The 16,031-nt window shown below is 75.2% G+C and carries 15 protein-coding genes; 13 read left to right on the forward strand and 2 right to left on the reverse strand.

Features of this window, described 5'->3' with window-relative positions:
* The first annotated feature begins 91 nt into the window (after positions 1-91).
* Both CHF16_RS11720 and CHF16_RS11725 read left to right on the forward strand, forming a co-directional pair.
* Positions 92-790 (forward strand): helix-turn-helix transcriptional regulator, encoded by a 699-nt coding sequence (locus CHF16_RS11720; protein ID WP_245868381.1) that lies wholly within the window; start codon positions 92-94, stop codon positions 788-790.
* A gap of 33 nt (positions 791-823) precedes the next feature.
* Entirely contained in the window at positions 824-1,342 is a 519-nt protein-coding gene (locus CHF16_RS11725; protein WP_089326024.1) for a DUF3291 domain-containing protein, read from the forward strand.
* A 15-nt stretch (positions 1,343-1,357) separates the two neighbouring features.
* On the opposite strand, the gene CHF16_RS11730 is transcribed toward CHF16_RS11725, so the two are convergent.
* Positions 1,358-2,440 (reverse strand): DUF3866 family protein, encoded by a 1,083-nt coding sequence (locus CHF16_RS11730; RefSeq protein WP_089325992.1) that lies wholly within the window; start codon positions 2,438-2,440, stop codon positions 1,358-1,360.
* Positions 2,441-2,542: 102 nt separating this feature from the next.
* Here CHF16_RS11730 and CHF16_RS11735 point away from each other — a divergent pair, with 102 nt between their 5' ends.
* From CHF16_RS11735 to CHF16_RS11760, 6 genes are all read left to right on the forward strand, one after another.
* Positions 2,543-3,553, forward strand: coding sequence for a helix-turn-helix transcriptional regulator (locus tag CHF16_RS11735; RefSeq protein ID WP_089325993.1), 1,011 nt, complete (start codon positions 2,543-2,545; stop codon positions 3,551-3,553).
* Entirely contained in the window at positions 3,550-4,542 is a 993-nt protein-coding gene (locus tag CHF16_RS11740; protein WP_089325994.1) for a helix-turn-helix transcriptional regulator, read from the forward strand. The genes CHF16_RS11735 and CHF16_RS11740 overlap by 4 nt, the downstream gene beginning before the upstream one ends.
* Before the next feature lie 75 nt (positions 4,543-4,617).
* The gene (locus CHF16_RS11745; protein WP_089326025.1) at positions 4,618-4,836 is read left to right on the forward strand and encodes a hypothetical protein; all 219 of its coding nucleotides are present in this window, start codon (positions 4,618-4,620) and stop codon (positions 4,834-4,836) included.
* A 25-nt stretch (positions 4,837-4,861) separates the two neighbouring features.
* Positions 4,862-5,230 (forward strand): Sec-independent protein translocase subunit TatA, encoded by a 369-nt coding sequence (tatA, locus tag CHF16_RS11750; RefSeq protein WP_089325995.1) that lies wholly within the window; start codon positions 4,862-4,864, stop codon positions 5,228-5,230.
* A 49-nt stretch (positions 5,231-5,279) separates the two neighbouring features.
* Complete coding sequence (gene tatC, locus CHF16_RS11755; protein ID WP_089326026.1) at positions 5,280-6,140, forward strand: twin-arginine translocase subunit TatC; 861 nt, start codon at positions 5,280-5,282, stop codon at positions 6,138-6,140.
* A 37-nt stretch (positions 6,141-6,177) separates the two neighbouring features.
* The gene (locus CHF16_RS11760; RefSeq protein ID WP_089325996.1) at positions 6,178-8,946 is read left to right on the forward strand and encodes a DEAD/DEAH box helicase; all 2,769 of its coding nucleotides are present in this window, start codon (positions 6,178-6,180) and stop codon (positions 8,944-8,946) included.
* Between the two features lie 28 nt (positions 8,947-8,974).
* On the opposite strand, the gene CHF16_RS11765 is transcribed toward CHF16_RS11760, so the two are convergent.
* Positions 8,975-9,832 carry an oxygenase MpaB family protein gene (locus CHF16_RS11765; protein WP_245868382.1) on the reverse strand — a complete coding sequence of 286 codons (858 nt, stop codon included), beginning with the start codon at positions 9,830-9,832 and terminating at the stop codon, positions 8,975-8,977.
* 212 nt (positions 9,833-10,044) lie between these two features.
* On the opposite strand from CHF16_RS11765, the gene CHF16_RS11770 reads away from it, so the two are divergent.
* The 5 genes from CHF16_RS11770 to CHF16_RS11790 all read left to right on the forward strand — a co-directional run bounded on the left by CHF16_RS11770 (position 10,045) and on the right by CHF16_RS11790 (position 15,821).
* Positions 10,045-11,022 carry an ABC transporter ATP-binding protein gene (locus tag CHF16_RS11770; protein WP_089325997.1) on the forward strand — a complete coding sequence of 326 codons (978 nt, stop codon included), beginning with the start codon at positions 10,045-10,047 and terminating at the stop codon, positions 11,020-11,022.
* Positions 11,019-11,864 carry an ABC transporter permease gene (locus CHF16_RS11775; protein ID WP_089325998.1) on the forward strand — a complete coding sequence of 282 codons (846 nt, stop codon included), beginning with the start codon at positions 11,019-11,021 and terminating at the stop codon, positions 11,862-11,864. Before CHF16_RS11770 ends, CHF16_RS11775 begins: the two co-directional genes overlap by 4 nt.
* A 183-nt stretch (positions 11,865-12,047) precedes the next feature.
* Positions 12,048-12,707: a TetR/AcrR family transcriptional regulator gene (locus CHF16_RS11780; protein ID WP_179271485.1), complete on the forward strand. Its 660-nt coding sequence runs from the start codon at positions 12,048-12,050 to the stop codon at positions 12,705-12,707.
* Complete coding sequence (locus tag CHF16_RS11785) at positions 12,688-13,455, forward strand: ABC transporter ATP-binding protein (protein ID WP_089326000.1); 768 nt, start codon at positions 12,688-12,690, stop codon at positions 13,453-13,455. Before CHF16_RS11780 ends, CHF16_RS11785 begins: the two co-directional genes overlap by 20 nt.
* On the forward strand, positions 13,452-15,821 hold the full coding sequence (locus CHF16_RS11790) for an ABC transporter permease (RefSeq protein ID WP_143227950.1): 2,370 nt from the start codon (positions 13,452-13,454) through the stop codon (positions 15,819-15,821). Before CHF16_RS11785 ends, CHF16_RS11790 begins: the two co-directional genes overlap by 4 nt.
* Positions 15,822-16,031 lie beyond the last annotated feature (210 nt).

The following is a 16,031-nucleotide window of genomic DNA, read 5'->3' on the forward strand; positions in this document are numbered from 1 at the left end:
ACCTCGCGCCGGGACCTCGCGTCGGCGTGCCGCCGTGTCCGCCGCACGCGGCGGTTCTATGGGAAGTCCTCGTTGTTCTTAGTATGGCGGGGTGGAGGACATCGAGGCGATCGCGCTGCTGCAGGATCCGGTGCGGCGGCGGCTGTACGAGTTCGTGGCGGCGCAGGGGCGCGAGGTGGGGCGCAACGAGGCTGCGGAGGCGGCGGGGGTCGCGCGGACGCTGGCGGCGTTCCATCTGGACAAGCTGGTGGACGCGGGGCTGCTGGAGGCGGGCAGCCGGCGGCTGACGGGGCGGTCGGGGCCGGGTGCGGGGCGTCCGGCGAAGGTGTACCGGCGGTCGGCGGTGGAGCGGGGCGTGTCGGTGCCGCCGCGTGACTACGGGACGGCCGCGGGGGTGCTGGCGGAGGCGGCCGAGTCGGCGGGTCTGGACATGGAGGTGCAGGACGCGGCGCGTCGCCGGGGGCGGGCGCTGCGGGCCGGGTGGGGCGGGGCCGCCGGGGGGCTGGCGGGGGTGCTGGCGGAGCGGGGCTATGAGCCGGTCGCGGATGAGGGCGGTGCGGTGCTGCGGATGCGCAACTGCCCGTTCCACGCGGTGGCGGAGCTGTTCCCGCCGCTGGTGTGCGGGATGAATCTGGCGCTGCTGGAGGGGCTGGTGGAGGGGTCGGGGGTGCGGGTGCGGATGGATCCTCGGCCGGGCTGGTGCTGCGTGGCGGCGGACGTGTCGGCGGCGGACGTGGCGGCGGCGGACCCGCCGGCCGCGGACCCGCCTTCTAAAAACAACGAAGATTGACATAGAAGCGGGCGCCGTGGTGGGGTGGGGATCATGACTGATGACGCCGCGTACCATCTCGCCCAGTTCAACGTCGGCACCCTCCTGGAGCCCCTCGACGCGCCGGGCATGGCCGGCTTCGTCGCGCTGCTCGATCCGGTGAACGCGCTGGCCGACGCCGCGCCGGGGTTCGTGTGGCGGCTGGTGGAGGAGGGGGAGCCGGACGCCACCGGGCTGCGCCCCGCCGGAGCCGACGTGATCGTGAACTACTCGGTGTGGGAGTCGATGGAGGCGCTGTGGGACTTCGTGTACCGCAGCGCGCACCTGGAGACGCTGCGGCGCCGCCGCGAGTGGTTCCGGCGGCACGTGGAGGCGCACCTGGTGATGTGGTGGGTTCCGGCGGGCCGGATCCCGACCGTGGAGGAGGGGCTGGAGCGCCTGGCGCTGCTGCGCGCCCACGGCCCGTCGCCGCGCGCGTTCACGTTCAACGCGTCCTACACCGCGGCCGAGGCCGCCGCCGCGGAGGAAGCGGCGGCGGAAGAGGCCGCGGCGGCGACCGCCGCGGCCTCGTAGCCGGCCGGGGCGCCGCTAGCCGAGCAGGGCGGCGGTGTGGCGGCCGGCGGCGGCCGCGGTGAGGAAGTAGGGGAGGTCCTCGTCGAGGCGGCGGCCCATGGTGGACAGCCGGACGCCCCAGTCCTTCTCGGCGGCCCTGAGGGTCTCGTGGAGCCCGTCCACGGGGACGGGGACGAGCCGGTGCCGGTCGCCGAGGGGCGCGGCCTCGGCGGCGACGCGGGCGCCGAAGGGGCCGCCGAGTTCGGGCACGGGGATGTCGGCGGCGGCGAGGGCGACGCGGCCGTAGGCGGTGAGGGAGTGGTGGGAGACGCCGATGTGGCGCTCCCGCCGGTCGCCCTCGCTGACGCGCAGGGAGCCGACGGGCCGGCCGCCGAGGACGGACGCCGCGTTGACGGCCTCTCCGGCGGAGACGCCGGAGAACCCCCATTTGGTCCCGGTGCCGAGGTTGCCGGGGCCCTGGGCGAGGACGACGACGTCGGCGTCCAGGACGAGCCGGGCGGCGAGGAGCCCGGTGTGGACGGTGACGGCTTCGAGGTCGCCGCCGAACGCCTGCCCGGCGGTCACGGTGGCGGCGAGCGCCCCGGCGTCCTTGAGCTGGGCGATGGACATGGAGAACCAGGACGGCAGCGCGCCGCCGTCCGGCATGACGTAGACGGCGCGGGTGCCGGGGCGGGCGGCGTGCAGCGCGGCCAGGACGGGCGGCAGTGCGGAGTGCAGGTCGGCGACGATGACGGGCATGCCGCCGAGGGAGTCGGCGTCGCGGAGCAGCTCGTGGTGGGGGGAGTCCTGCTCGTCGGTGCCGAGGACGGTGGCCTGGAGCGGGGTGTAGCGGGCCTTGACCAGGTGCCCGGGGCCGGACGGGTCGGGCGGGAGCCGGTCGGGGACGGCGACGACCATGGCGTAGCCGCCGGTGCCGAGTCCCATCGCCAAGGCCGTAGTGTTGAGCAGGACGGTATCGCCCGGTTCGGGCCGCCCCACCAGGGCGGGATAGGCCAGGGCCCGGTGCGTGCCGTCGCCCCCGATCGAGACGTTCAGCTCGACCGCCCCCGGCCATTCGCGGCGGATGTCCTCAACTGTGCCTTTGCGCCATCGGATCACACCGGGAAACGGTAGCGTCCTGCGGGACGGCTCGCGGGGACGTCCGGCCCACCCGGCGGGGGCGGGCCGCGCGGGGACACGAGGGAACGAGGTGGTGGCGGAGTGTCGCGGCGCAAGACCGAGCGCCTGCTGAATCTGGTGGTCTGCCTGCTCGCGACCCGGCGCTATCTGACGGCCGAGCAGATCCGCCGGGCCGTGCCCGGCTACCCGGACTCCGACGAGGCGTTCAAGCGGATGTTCGAGCGGGACAAGGAGGAGCTGCGCGAGCTCGGCGTCCCGCTGGAGGTCGGCAGCGACCTGCAGGGCGGCGGCGGTGAGGAGATCGGGTACCGGATCCCGCCGCAGGCCTACGAGCTGCCCGACATCCACCTCACACCGGACGAGGCGGCGGTGCTGGGCCTCGCGGCGCGGGTGTGGCAGCGGGCGAGCATGGCCGAGGCGGCGTCGGGGGCGCTGCTGAAGCTGCGCGCGGCGGGGGTGGAGACCGACGCGGCGCCGGCGGTGGGGATCGAGCCGCGGGTGAACACCCACGAGCCGTCGTTCGCGGCGCTGTGGGAGGCGGTGCGGGACGGCCGGCCGGTGGCGTTCGACTACCAGGGCATCGGGCGGACGTCGGTGGTGCGGCGGCACCTGGAGCCGTGGGGCGTGGTGTCCCGCCGGGGCCGCTGGTACGTGGTCGGGTTCGACCGCGACCGCGACGAGCAGCGGGTGTTCCGGCTGAGCCGCATCGTGGGCGAGGTCGCGGCCGACGGCCCGGCGGGGTCGGTCTCGGTTCCCGAGGGCGTGGACGTGCGGCGCATCGCGTTCGACTGGGGCGACCCGGTGAGCGAGCCGCGGCCGGCGGTGGTGCGGCTGCGGCGGGGCGCGGCGCAGGGGCCGCGGCGGTGGGCGCGCGACGTGCGCCCGGTGGAGGACGCGGCGTGGGACGGCGAGTGGGACGAGGCGGTGCTGACGTTCCGCGACGTGGACCGGTTCGCGCCGTACCTGGCGCGGTTCGCCGACGACGTCGTGGTGCTGGACCCGCCCGACCTGCGGGAGGCGGTGATCCAGCATCTGAAGTCGGTGCTGGCGGGCGCGGGCGGCCGCCCGGCTCCGGAGGGGGAGGTGCGATGAGCGGGAGGGCTTCGGCGACGACGTCCACCGACCGGCTGGGGCGGCTGCTGGCCCTGGTCCCGTACGTGGTCAACCGGGACTCGGTGCTGCTCGGCGAGGCGGCGGCGGCGTTCGGGGTGACCGAGAAGCAGCTGATCGACGACCTGAACCTGCTGTGGTGCGTGGAGCTGCGGGCGCCGGACCCGTACTGCCCGATCGACCTGTCCTACGAGGGCGGGGAGATCACGGTGGCGGAGGCGGAGTCGATCGCGCGGCCGCTGCGGCTGAAGACCGACGAGGCGTCGGCGCTGCTGGTGGCGCTGCGGATGCTGGCGGGCATCCCGGACCTGGACGACCGGGACGCGCTGAGCCGGGTGATCGCGAAGCTGGAGAGCGCGGCGGGGGAGGCCGCGGCGGCCTCCAGCCAGGTCGCGGTGGAGGTGGACGCCTACGGCGGCACCGCGGATCCGGCGCGCACCGCGGTGGGGGTGCTGCGGGACGCGATCGCGCGCGGCCGCCGCGTGCACCTGACGTACTACGTGCCGGCGCGGGACGAGAACACCGAGCGGGACGTCGACCCGATGCGGCTGCTGGTGGTGGAGGGCAACACCTACCTGGAGGGGTGGTGCCGGCGGGCGGAGGCGGTGCGGCTGTTCAAGCTGGACCGCATCGCCGGGCTGGCGGTGCTGGACGTGCCCGCCGAGGTGCCGGACGAGGCGGAGCCGATCGACGTGGACGCCGGGCTGTTCCGGCCGTCGCCGCAGGACGCGGCGGTGACGCTGGAGCTGACGCCGCGGGGCCGGTGGGTGGCGGACTACTACCCGTGCGAGAGCGTGGAGGAGCTGGGGGAGGGGCGGCTGCGGGTCGTCCTGCGGACCCCGGACGCGCGCTGGGTGCGGGGGCTGGCGCTGCGGCTCGGCGACCAGGGCCGGGTGGTGGCGCCCGAGGCCGTCGCCGCCGGGGTGCGGGAGGACGCCGCGCGGGCCCTGTCCCGCTACGGGCTCGCCTGAGCCCCGCGCGCCGGGCCGCGCCCTCGCCCGGCCCCGCCACGGGCGCGCCCGGCGATCGGGTAGCCTCGCCGGGTGATGTGGGTCGCGGTGTCGGTGTCGCTGGGCTTCGCCGGTCTGGCCGTGCTCGCCTGGTGCGCGTTCAAGGTGTGGCTCGGCGTGCGGCGTTTCGGTCGTGAACTGGAGCGCACGAGGCGGCGGCTGGAACCCAAACGGTCGGCGCTGCGCGATGAACTCTCCCGCCTCGACGAATCCCGGTCGTCACAAACGTCCGGCGAGGGCGTACGATCTGCGTGAGTGCCGTCTGCTGAAGAGGATTGCCATGCCGAACATCGGGACTCCCGAACTGCTCATCATCCTGCTGGTCGTCGTGCTGATCTTCGGTTCGGCGAAGCTGCCGCAGCTCGCGAGGTCGCTGGGCAAGTCGGCGCGGATCCTGAAGGCGGAGACCAAGGGCCTGCGCGAGGACGACGACGCCCCCGCCGAGCAGCCGGCGCAGCCGGCCCAGGCCGCGTCGCAGGGTGAGGCGGACGCGCGCGAGCGGGCGGCTCGGCTGCGCGAGGAGGCCGCCCGGCTGGAGCGCGAGGCCGCGGCCGCCGAGACCGGGCAGCGCCCGCGCGGCGCGATCGCCTCGGGTGAGCCGATCCAGGGCGTGCCGGTGTCGGACCCCGACCGGCTCCGCCAGGGCTGACGGCCGCCGCGACGATCCGCTCCGCCCCCGAGCGTCCTGAATGCCCGCGATGAAGCTGAACAGGCGTGAAGCCCCCGACGGCCGCATGCCGCTCATGGACCACCTCCGTGAGCTGCGCAACCGGTTGATCAAGGCGATCCTGGCCTTCGTGGTCGGCGCGATCGCCGGCTGGCTGCTGTTCGACCCGGTCTGGGACTTCCTCAAGCAGCCGTACTGCTCGCTGCCGCAGTCCCACGTGGTCGACAAGGACCAGTGCTCCCTGTTCGTCAACGGGATCTTCTCCTCGTTCTTCCTGAAGCTGAAGATCTCCTGCATCATCGGCGCGGTGGTGTCCGCGCCCGTGTGGCTGTACCAGATGTGGGCGTTCATCGCGCCGGGGCTGTACCAGCGCGAGCGCCGCTGGACGTACGTGTTCCTGGCCGCGGCGGTCCCGCTGTTCTTCGTCGGCACCGGCCTGGCGTACCTGACGGTCGACAAGGGCCTGGCGATCTTCCTGGGTTTCGTCGCCGACGACGTCAAACCGCTGATCACCGTGGACAGCTACCTCGGCTACGTGCTGACGATGCTGCTGGTGTTCGGGCTGACGTTCGAGCTCCCGCTGTTCGTGGTGGTGCTGAACCTGGCGGGGGTGCTGAGCTCGTCGCGGATCCGCCGGTCGCAGCGGCTCATCCTGTTCGGGATCTTCGTGTTCGCGGCGGTCGCGACGCCGAGCGCGGACCCGTTCACGATGCTGGCGCTGGCGCTGCCGACGGTGCTGCTGTTCGAGGTCGCCGCGCTGCTGGCGTTCCTGAACGACCGCCGCCGCGCCAACCGGCCCGACCCGTACGCGGGCCTGGCCGACGACGAGGCGTCCCCGCTGGACCTCGAGGCGATCGACGCCGAACTGGAGAAGGGCGAGCGGGCCCGCTGATTGGGTATCGGGCCGGTCGAAACCGTAGGCTCGAAGTATGACCACCCCCGACACGACGTCGGCCGAGCAGTCCCCGGCCCAGCGCTACGCGGCCTACCGCAGGCGCACCGCGGGGCAGGGCCCCGCCCTGCTGGACTTCCGCACCCTGTACGACTTCGAGCTGGACCGGTTCCAGCTGGAGGCGTGCCAGGCGCTGGAGGACGGCAGCGGCGTCCTGGTCGCCGCGCCCACCGGTTCGGGCAAGACCGTGGTGGGGGAGTTCGCCGTCCACCTGGCGCTGACCGGCGGCACCAAGTGCTTCTACACCACGCCGATCAAGGCGCTGTCGAACCAGAAGTACGCCGACCTCGTCCGCCGGTACGGGCCGGAGAAGGTGGGGCTGCTGACCGGCGATAACAGCGTGAACGGCGAGGCGCCGATCGTCGTGATGACGACCGAGGTGCTGCGGAACATGCTGTACGCGGGGTCGCAGACCCTGGCGGGGCTGGCGTTCGTGGTGATGGACGAGGTGCACTACCTCGCCGACCGGTTCCGCGGCGCCGTCTGGGAAGAGGTCATCATCCACGTGCCGGACTCGGTGCGGATCGTGGCGCTGTCGGCGACGGTGTCCAACGCCGAGGAGTTCGGCGAGTGGCTGCACGAGGTCCGCGGCGACACCGCCGTGATCGTGGACGAGCACCGGCCCGTCCCGCTGTTCCAGCACATGCTCGTCGGCACCCGCCTGTACGACCTGTTCGTCGACACCGGCAAGGGCGGGGACCGGCAGGCCCGGCTGAACCCGCAGCTGACCCGGATGGCGGTGGAGGAGGTCCGCCGCGCGAAGGTCAACCAGGGCCGCCGCACCGGGCGGCGGCGGGCGCCGCGCCCGCAGCGGTTCCGGCCGCCGGCCCGCCCGGACGTGATCGAGCGGCTGGAGCGCGCCGGGCTGCTCCCGGCGATCACCTTCATCTTCTCCCGCGCGGGCTGCGACGCCGCGGTGCTGCAGTGCCTGCACGCGGGGATCCGGCTGACCTCCAAGGAGGAGGCGGAGGAGATCCGCGCGCACGCCGAGCTGCGCACCGCCGACATCGCCCCGGAGGACCTGCGGATCCTCGGGTTCGGCGACTTCCTGGCCGCGCTGGAGCGCGGCGTCGCCGCCCACCACGCCGGGATGCTGCCGACGTTCAAGGAGATCGTCGAGGAGCTGTTCACCCGCGGGCTGATCAAGGCGGTGTTCGCGACGGAGACGCTGGCGCTCGGCATCAACATGCCGGCCCGCACCGTGGTGATCGAGAAGCTCGACAAGTGGAACGGCGAGGCGCACGTCGACCTGACGCCCGGCGAGTACACGCAGCTGACGGGCCGGGCCGGGCGGCGCGGCATCGACGTGGAGGGCCACGCCGTGGTGGTGTGGGGCCCGAACGTGGAGCCGGCGTCGGTCGCGGGCCTCGCCGGCACCCGCACCTACCCGCTGAACTCCAGCTTCCGGCCGTCCTACAACATGGCGGTGAACCTGGTCGGCGCGGTCGGGATCGAGCGGGCCCGGACGCTGCTGGAGGAGTCGTTCGCGCAGTTCCAGGCCGACCGGGCCGTGGTCGGGCTGGCCCGGCAGGTCCGCAAGAACGAGGAGGCGCTGGAGGGGTACGCGGAGGCCGCCCAGTGCCACCTGGGCGACTTCATGGAGTACGCGGCGATGCGGCGGCGGCTGTCGGACCGGGAGGCGGAGCTGTCGCGGGAGCGGTCGTCGGCGCGGCGCGCCGAGGCGGCGAAGTCGCTGGAGCGGCTGCGGCCCGGCGACGTGATCCTGGTGCCGTCGGGGCGGCGGTCGGGCCTCGCCGTCGTCCTGGACCCGGGGGTGGGGCGCCGCTCGGACGGCCCGGCCCCGCTGGTGCTGACGGTGAACCGGTCGGTGCAGCGGCTGTCGGTGCAGGACTTCCCCCGCGCGGTGGAGCCCGTCGACCGGATCCGCGTCCCGAAGTCGTTCAGCCCCCGCAACCCGCAGGACCGCCGCGACCTGGCGTCGACGCTGCGCAACCGGGTGCCCGACGACGTGCGGGAGCGCAAGCGGACCCGGGGCGACTCGGCCGCGGCCGAGGACGCCGAGGTGACCCGTTTGCGCGCCGAGCTGCGCCGCCACCCCGTGCACGGCTGCGACCAGCGCGAGGACCACGCCCGCTGGGCGGAGCGGTACCACCGGCTGGACCGGGAGACCGAGCAGCTGCGGCGCCGGGTGGAGGGCCGCTCCCAGGTGATCGCGCGGACGTTCGACCGGGTGTGCGCGGTGCTGCAGCAGCTCGGGTACCTCGACGGCGACGCCGTCACCGACGCGGGCCGCCGCCTCGGCCGGATCTACAACGAGCTCGACCTGCTGACCGCCGAGTCCCTGCGCGAGGGCCTGTGGGACAAGCTCGGCCACGCCGAGCTGGCGGCGTGCGTGTCGGCGCTGGTGTACGAGTCGCGGCAGCCCGACGACGCGGCGCCGCCGCGCACGCCGGGCGGCGCCGCGCAGGAGGCCCTCGCGGCGATGGTGCGGCTGTGGGGGGAGCTGGACGCGGTCGAGCGCGACAACCGGGTGTCGTTCCTGCGGGAGCCCGACCTGGGGTTCGCGTGGACGGCGTACCGGTGGGCCAAGGGCGACGACCTGGACGAGGTGCTGCTGGAGAGCGACCTGACCGCGGGCGACTTCGTCCGCGCGGTCAAGCAGCTGCTGGACCTGCTCGGCCAGATCGTCGACGCGGCGCCGGAGAACAGCCACCTGCGCAAGACGGCGCGGCGGGCGATGGACGCGATGCGCCGCGGCGTCGTGGCGTACTCGTCCGTAGCCTGACAGGCCGCCCGGTTCCCGGCCCGCGGGGTCAGGGGCGGCCGTCGCGGCGGCGGGCGCGGCGGGCCGAGAGGGTGCGGTTCACGCGGTGGGCGGCCAGGCGGACCAGGAGCGGCTGCGGCGGGCGCCGCACCACGCCCGGCGTGACCCGGTGCACGGCGGAGGCGGTGCCGAGCAGCAGCGCGGCGGCGCGGCGCCGGCCCGGCGTCCACGGCAGCCCGTACTGCTCGCGCAGCGGCTCGGGCAGCATCGCCGCGGTGACGAGCCGGAACACCGCCAGGGCGGGGAACAGGGCGCGCAGCCTGCGGGGCCACAGCACGGCGGCGGCGACCTCGCGGGCGGTGTCGGTGACCTCCAGCGAGGCGAGCGTGGCGGCCGTGTACGCGCGGAACGCGGCGAGGTCGGCGGGCTGGGCGTCCAGCGGGCAGCCGAGGACCTCGGCGACGATGCGGGCCTGCCGGTAGTACTCCTCGGGCAGGCCGTCGTCGCGGGGCCGCATGAGGGTCTCGTGGACGTACAGGGCCGAGTCGATGAGGGTGGCGTTGACCCACAGCTGCAGGCCGGGGTCGTTGCCGGAGTAGCCCTCGCCGCGGACGGCGCCGTGGATGCCGCGGACCTTCGCGGCGATCCGGCCGACCTGCTCGGGCGTCCCGAACGTGGTGATCAGCAGGAAGTCCAGGGTGCCGAACAGGCGGGCGAGGGGCCGGTCGGCGAAGTCGCTGTGCTCGGCGACGCCGGCGGCCACGGCCGGGTGGGCGAGCTGCATGAGCAGGGCCCGGCCGGCGGCGAGGCCCACCAGGGGCTCGGCGGCGAGCGCGCGGAGCGTGTCGCGGTCGGCGAGCCGCTCGGCCAGCAGGTCGGGCGCGGGGATCGGGGGTGTGGCGGGCAAGCGTGCCTCCCGAGCGGTCGGGTCGTGCCCGCCATCCTCCCGCACCTATTGACGACCGGTCAATAAGCCCGGGGCGGCGCGAGCCGCAGCCGCGGGGGGACCCTACCCAGGTCGGAGGCGGTTCCGCACTCCGGAGGATCCGCCCGCCGCGCCGGACGCGCTAATGTGACGGTGATCACCAAGACCGCCGCCGAACCGACCGGGACGTGTGAATGATCGAGGCGGAGAACCTCACCAAACGCTACGGCGACAAGACCGCCGTGGACGACCTGTCCTTCACGGTCGTCCCCGGCCGGGTGACCGGCTTCCTCGGCCCGAACGGGGCGGGCAAGTCGACCACGATGCGGCTGCTGCTCGGCCTGGACCGGCCCGACCGCGGCGACGCCCGCATCCACGGCCGCCACTACCGCGACCTGCACGCGCCCCTGCGCGTGGTCGGCGCGCTGCTGGAGGCGCGGGCCGTGCACACCGGCCGCAGCGCCTACAACCACCTGCTGTGCCTGGCGCAGACGCAGGGCATCGGCCGCAGGCGCGTCGACGAGGTCATCGACCTGGTCGGGCTGGCCGGGCCCGCCCGCAAGCGCGCCGGCGGGTTCTCCCTCGGCATGGGGCAGCGGCTCGGCATCGCCGCCGCGCTGCTCGGCGACCCGTCCGTGCTGATCCTGGACGAGCCCGTCAACGGCCTGGACCCCGAGGGCATCGTGTGGATCCGCACGCTGATGCAGCGGCTCGCCGCCGAGGGCCGGACGGTGTTCGTCTCCAGCCACCTGATGAACGAGATGGCCGTCACCGCCGAGCACCTCATCGTCATCGGCCGCGGCCGGCTGATCGCCGACTGCTCCACCGAGGAGTTCATCGAGCGCAGCACCCACAAGGCGGTGGTCGTGCGCAGCCCCGACGCCGAGCGGCTCGCCGCCGTCGTCTCCGCCGAGGGCGGCAAGGCCGAGCCGGGCGGCGAGGGCCTGCTCACCGTCACCCACATGGAGGCGCCCCGCGTGGGCGAGCTCGCCGCCGCCGAGGGGATCGTCCTGCACGAGCTGACCCCGACCCGGGGCTCCCTGGAGGCGGCGTTCATGGAACTGACCCGCGACAGCGTCGAGTACGGCGCGGGCGAGGGCGCCCCCGGCGCCCTCCCGGGCGCCGCGGCCGCGCCCGAGGCCGTCCCGGGCGCAGAGGGAGAGCAGCGATGACCCCGCCCGCCACCGCCACCGCCGCCGCGCCCCAGGCCGGCCAGCCCGAGTACGCCCGGCCCGGCTTCGGGCGGCTGCTGCTCGCCGAGTGGACGAAGATCCGCACCGTCCGGTCCACGCTGTGGTCGCTGATCCTGCTGGTCGTCCTCGACCTCGGCTTCACCGCGCTGCTGGTCGGCCTCACCGTCGCGCAGTGGGACAACACCACCCCGTCCGACCGGGCGCAGATCGCCGCCGACCCGGTCAGCTTCATCCTCGGCAGCGGGTTCTTCCTCAGCCAGCTGGCGATCTGCGTGCTCGGCGTGCTGGTGATCGCCTCCGAGTACTCCACCGGCATGATCCGCGCCAGCCTGCTCGCGGTGCCGCGGCGGCTGCCGATGCTGTGGGCCAAGGCGACCGTGTTCGCGGCGGTCGTGCTCGTCCTCGGCATCGCGGTGTCGTTCGGGTCGTTCTTCATCGGCGCGGCGATCAGCGGCGACAAGATCGAGGTGTCCCTCGGCGACGACGGCGTGCTGCGCGCCGTCATCGGCGGCGGCCTGTACCTGGCGATGCTCGGCCTGTTCGCGCTCGCCGTCGGCGCGATCGTGCGGCACACCGCCGGCGGGATCACCGGCGTCATCGGGTTCGTGCTGGTGCTGGCGCCGCTGGCGATGCTGCTGCCCGGCACCGTCGGCGACCACATCCACGCCTACCTGCCCTCGGAGGCGGGCTCGCTGATCGCCAAGGCGCACCAGGGCCCCGACGACATCCTGTCCCCGTGGCAGGGGTACGGCGTCTTCGCCGCCTGGACGGCCGCGCTCCTCGCCGTCGCCGCGTACCTGCTCAAGCGCCGGGACGCCTGACCGGGTCCCGCGCCGCGCCGCTCCCGCCGGCCGCACGCACCTTCCGGGTGCGGGCGGCCGGCGGCTTTTCGCATGCCCCCGGCCCGTTCTCGCGCGCCCCCGACCTGGACTGTTGCACGGTGCAACGATCAGGTCTACCGTGTTGGTCAGTTGCTTAAAGCGAGTGACCAAGGAGTGGGGGCGATGGCGGACGGCGGAACGCCGACCCGGATCCGGCTGCTGGAGGCGGCCGTCGCGGTGATGGCCGAGGGCGGCTGGGCCGCGGTGACCTCCCGGGCCGTGGCCGACCGGGCGCAGGCCAACAACGCGCTCGTGCACTACTACTTCGGGTCCGTGGACGCCCTGCGGCGGGCCGCGGTCCTGCACGCGGTGGAGCAGGAGCTGGAGGGCCCGGTCGAGGCGATCCTGCGCGCCGAGGACACCCTCGCCGGGGTCGCCGAGGCGGTGCGCGCGCTGGTGGACCGCGGCGCCGGCACCGCCGGGCAGCGGGTGATGGTCGAGGCGATGCTGCACGGCGTCCGCGACGAGGAGCTGCGCGCCGAGACCGAGCGGCAGATCCGGATGTTCCGCGACCTGCTGGCGGCCCGGCTCGCCGAGGACCGGAAGGCCGGGGCGCTGCGCCCCGACGCCGACCCCCGCGGCCTCGCCGTGGCGATCGCGGCCCTGCTGGACGGGCTGCTCATGCACGTGCTGATCGACCCCGGGACCGAGGCCGGCGACGCGGCGGCCGGGCTGCTGGCCCTGCTGCGCCCGCCCGGCACCGGGCCCGGCCCGGCACCCGGCCCAGAGCCCGGGCGCGCCGACCAAGACGGAGGAGACGAGGATGACGCGACACGGCAGTGAGCCGGCCCCCGCCGGCGCGGCCGGGACCGCGCGGGCGGACGCCCTGCCGGCGGTCCAGCTGCGCGGCGCCGGCAAGACCTACGGGACGGGGCACGCCGCCGTCCACGCGCTGCGCGACGCGGACCTGGAGGTGCGGCGCGGCGAGTTCGCCGTGCTGCTCGGCCCGTCCGGGTCCGGCAAGACGACCCTGCTCAACCTGATCGGCGGGATCGAGCCCGCCACCGCGGGCGAGGTCTCCGCCGGCGGCCGCGACATCTCCCGGCTCGGCGAGGACGGCCGCACCGCCTACCGGCGCGACACCGTCGGGTTCGTGTTCCAGTTCTTCAACCTCGTCCCGTCGCTGACCGCCCTGGAGAACGTCCGGCTGGTCGCCGAGCTGACCGGCCGCGGCGACCGCGCGCGGGCCGAGGCCGCGCTCGCCGCCGTCGGCCTCGCCGACCGCGCCGGGCACTTCCCCGCACAGCTGTCGGGCGGCGAGCAGCAGCGCGTCGCGATCGCCCGCGCCATCGCCAAGGACCCCGAGCTGCTGCTGTGCGACGAGCCGACCGGCGCCCTCGACCTGGAGACCGGCCGCGGCGTCCTGCGCGTCCTGAAGGACCTCAACGCCGAGGGGCGGACCGTCCTCGTCGTCACCCACAACGCCGCCATCGCCGCGATCGCGCACCGCGTGGTGCGGATGCGCTCCGGCCGCATCGTCGAGGTCACCGCCAACGCCGCGCCCGCCGGCGCCGGCGAGGTGACGTGGTGAGCGTCCTCGGCACCAAGCTCCGCCGCGACCTGCGGCACCGCCCCGCGCAGCTCGTGTCGGTGGTGGTCCTGGTCATGCTCGGCGTCGCGCTGTTCGGCGCGTCCTACGACGCCTACAAGAACCTCGACGCCGGATACCGGCAGACCTTCCGCGACCTCCGGTTCGCCGACCTCACCCTCTCCGGCGGCGACACCGCCGCGATCGCCGCGGACGCGGCGTCCCGGCCGGGCGTGGCCGCCGCCGCCGTGCGCACCGTCGCCGACGTGCCGCTGCGCATGCCCGGAGGGGACACCCTCGTCGGACGCGTCGTCGGGCTGCCCCCCGGGTCCCAGCCCGAAGTGAACCGGGTGAAGGTCCTCACCGGCTCCTACCTCGACCCCGCCGAGCCCGACGGCGTCCTCGCCGAACGGCACATCGCCGGCCACGCCCGCCTGAAGCCGGGCGACGGGGTCTCGGTATGGGACGGCGGCGCGTGGCGGACGGTGCGGGTGCGCGGCACCGCGTCCTCGCCGGAGTACCTGTGGCCCGCGGCCAGCCGGCAGAACGTGCTGCCCGCGCCCGGCTCGTTCGGGGTGCTGTTCGTCCCCGAGCCGCTCGCCCGCCGGCTCGCGGGCGCCGCCTCCCCGAACCAGGTCGCCGTGTACTACACCGAGACCGGCCGCGACCGGGCCGCCCGCCTGGACGCCGCCCTGACCGGCGCCGCCCGCGCGCACGGCGCCGGCGCCGCGGTCACCCGCGCCGAGCAGCCCTCCAACGCCACCCTCGCCGAGGACATCAAGGGGTTCTCCGAGCTCGCGGTGATGTTCCCGCTGCTGTTCCTCGCCGCCGCGGGCGTCGCCGTGTACGTCGTCCTGACCCGCCGCGTCGCCCGCGACCGCGTCGTCATCGGGACGCTGCGCGCCAGCGGGTTCCGCCGCCGCACCCTCCTCGCGCACTACCTGGCGACCGGCGCCGCGGTCGGCGCCGCCGGGTCCGTCCTCGGCGTCGCCGCGGCGCTGCCGCTCGCCGGGACGGTGACGCGGCTGTACGGGGACGCGATCGGGCTGCCGGAGACGCTGGTGTCGGTCCGCGCCTCCACCGTCCTCGCCGGGCTCGCGTTCGGGACCGGCGCGGGCGCCCTCGCCGCCCTCGCGCCCGCCGTGTCGGCCGCCCGCGTCCCGCCCGCCGAGGCGATGCGCGGCACCGTCCCCCGCACCGGGGGAGCGGGGCTCCTCGCCCGGCTGGAGCGGGCGCTGCCCTTCGCCGGCAGGCTGCCCGCCGGGGCGTGGCTGGTGCTGCGCGGCCCCGTCCGCCAGTTCCGCCGCACCCTCTACACCATGGCCGGCGTCGTCCTCGCGCTCGTGCTGATCCTGGTGTCGTGGGGGATGCTCGACTCCTCCCAGGCCACCGTGTCCCGCCAGTTCGACCGGATCCAGCGGCAGGACGCCGAGCTCACGCTCGGCCGCCCCCTCGGCGGCGCCGGGCTCGCCGCGATCGCCGGGACGCCCGGCGTCCGCGCCGCCGAGCCCGCCGCGCACCTGGACGTCACGATCACCTCCGGCGGCGCCGGGTACTCCACCACCGTCGTCGGGCTGCCCGAGCGGACCCGGATGCACCGGTTCCTCACCCCCGGCGGCGGCGAGCGGGCGCTGCCCGCGCGGGGCGCGCTGCTCGGCTCCGCCCTGCGCGGCAGGCTCGGCGTGGACACCGGCGACCGGATCGGGCTGCGCCTCGCCGGCGGCCGCACCGTCACCACCACCGTCGCCGGGTTCGTGGACGAGCCGCTCGGCACCCGCGCCTACGCCGCGCTCGGCCAGGTCGCCGCGTGGGACCCCGGCGCGCGGCCCGGCAGCGTCCTCGTGGCGTTCGACCCCGGCGCCGACCGCGCCGCCGTCGAGCGCGCCCTCACCGCCCGGCCCGGCGTCGTCGCCTACACCGACGCGCAGGCGCTGAAGAAGACCATGGACCGGTACATGGACCTGTTCTACGTGTTCGTCGCGGTCATGCTCGCGTTCGGCGGGCTGCTGGCCTTCACCGTCCTGTTCGCCACCCTGTCGGTCAACCTCGCCGAGCGCGGCACCGAACTGGCCACGCTGCGGGCCGCCGGCGTCGGGCGGCGCCGCCTCGCCCGGCTCGTCACCGCCGAGAACCTCCTCGTCACCGCCGCCGGCGCGGTCCCCGGCCTGATCCTCGGACGGCTCGCGACCGGGGCGTTCCTCGGGGCGTTCAACAGCGACCTGATGTCCTTCCGCGCCGAGATCGCGCCAGCGACGTACGCCTGGTCGGCGCTGGCCGTGCTCGCCGTCGCCTGGCTCGCGCAGCGCCCCGGCCTGCGCGGCCTCGCCCGGATGGACCTCGCCGCCCTCGTCCGGGAACGCGCCGGGTGACCCGCGCCCGGTGACCGGCGGCCGCCCGCACGCCGCGGAGCCCGCCCGCACGCCGCGGAGCCCGCACGGGGACTCCCCGTGCGGGCTCCGCGGCTCCAGTGCGGGCGCGGCCTGCGGGATGCTCTTATGGATGTCAAGCGGCGAGTCTAAGATCGTTTGTGGTGATGATCTGGTAGAGCTCGCGGGCGACGTAGCGTTTGAGGCATCGGA

The sequence above is a fragment of the Actinomadura meyerae genome, assembly GCF_900188445.1.
Classification (GTDB): domain Bacteria; phylum Actinomycetota; class Actinomycetes; order Streptosporangiales; family Streptosporangiaceae; genus Spirillospora; species Spirillospora meyerae.

What these genes read in the sequence shown, in the direction of transcription:
- CHF16_RS11725 (WP_089326024.1), top strand. Translation starts at nt 824, where the DNA reads ATGACTGATGACGCCGCGTACCATCTCGCCCAGTTCAACGTCGGCACC.
- CHF16_RS11740 (WP_089325994.1), top strand. Translation starts at nt 3,550, where the DNA reads ATGAGCGGGAGGGCTTCGGCGACGACGTCCACCGACCGGCTGGGGCGG.
- CHF16_RS11745 (WP_089326025.1), top strand. Translation starts at nt 4,618, where the DNA reads ATGTGGGTCGCGGTGTCGGTGTCGCTGGGCTTCGCCGGTCTGGCCGTG.
- tatA (WP_089325995.1), top strand. Translation starts at nt 4,862, where the DNA reads ATGCCGAACATCGGGACTCCCGAACTGCTCATCATCCTGCTGGTCGTC.
- tatC (WP_089326026.1), top strand. Translation starts at nt 5,280, where the DNA reads ATGAAGCTGAACAGGCGTGAAGCCCCCGACGGCCGCATGCCGCTCATG.
- CHF16_RS11760 (WP_089325996.1), top strand. Translation starts at nt 6,178, where the DNA reads ATGACCACCCCCGACACGACGTCGGCCGAGCAGTCCCCGGCCCAGCGC.
- CHF16_RS11770 (WP_089325997.1), top strand. Translation starts at nt 10,045, where the DNA reads ATGATCGAGGCGGAGAACCTCACCAAACGCTACGGCGACAAGACCGCC.
- CHF16_RS11775 (WP_089325998.1), top strand. Translation starts at nt 11,019, where the DNA reads ATGACCCCGCCCGCCACCGCCACCGCCGCCGCGCCCCAGGCCGGCCAG.
- CHF16_RS11780 (WP_179271485.1), top strand. Translation starts at nt 12,048, where the DNA reads ATGGCGGACGGCGGAACGCCGACCCGGATCCGGCTGCTGGAGGCGGCC.
- CHF16_RS11785 (WP_089326000.1), top strand. Translation starts at nt 12,688, where the DNA reads ATGACGCGACACGGCAGTGAGCCGGCCCCCGCCGGCGCGGCCGGGACC.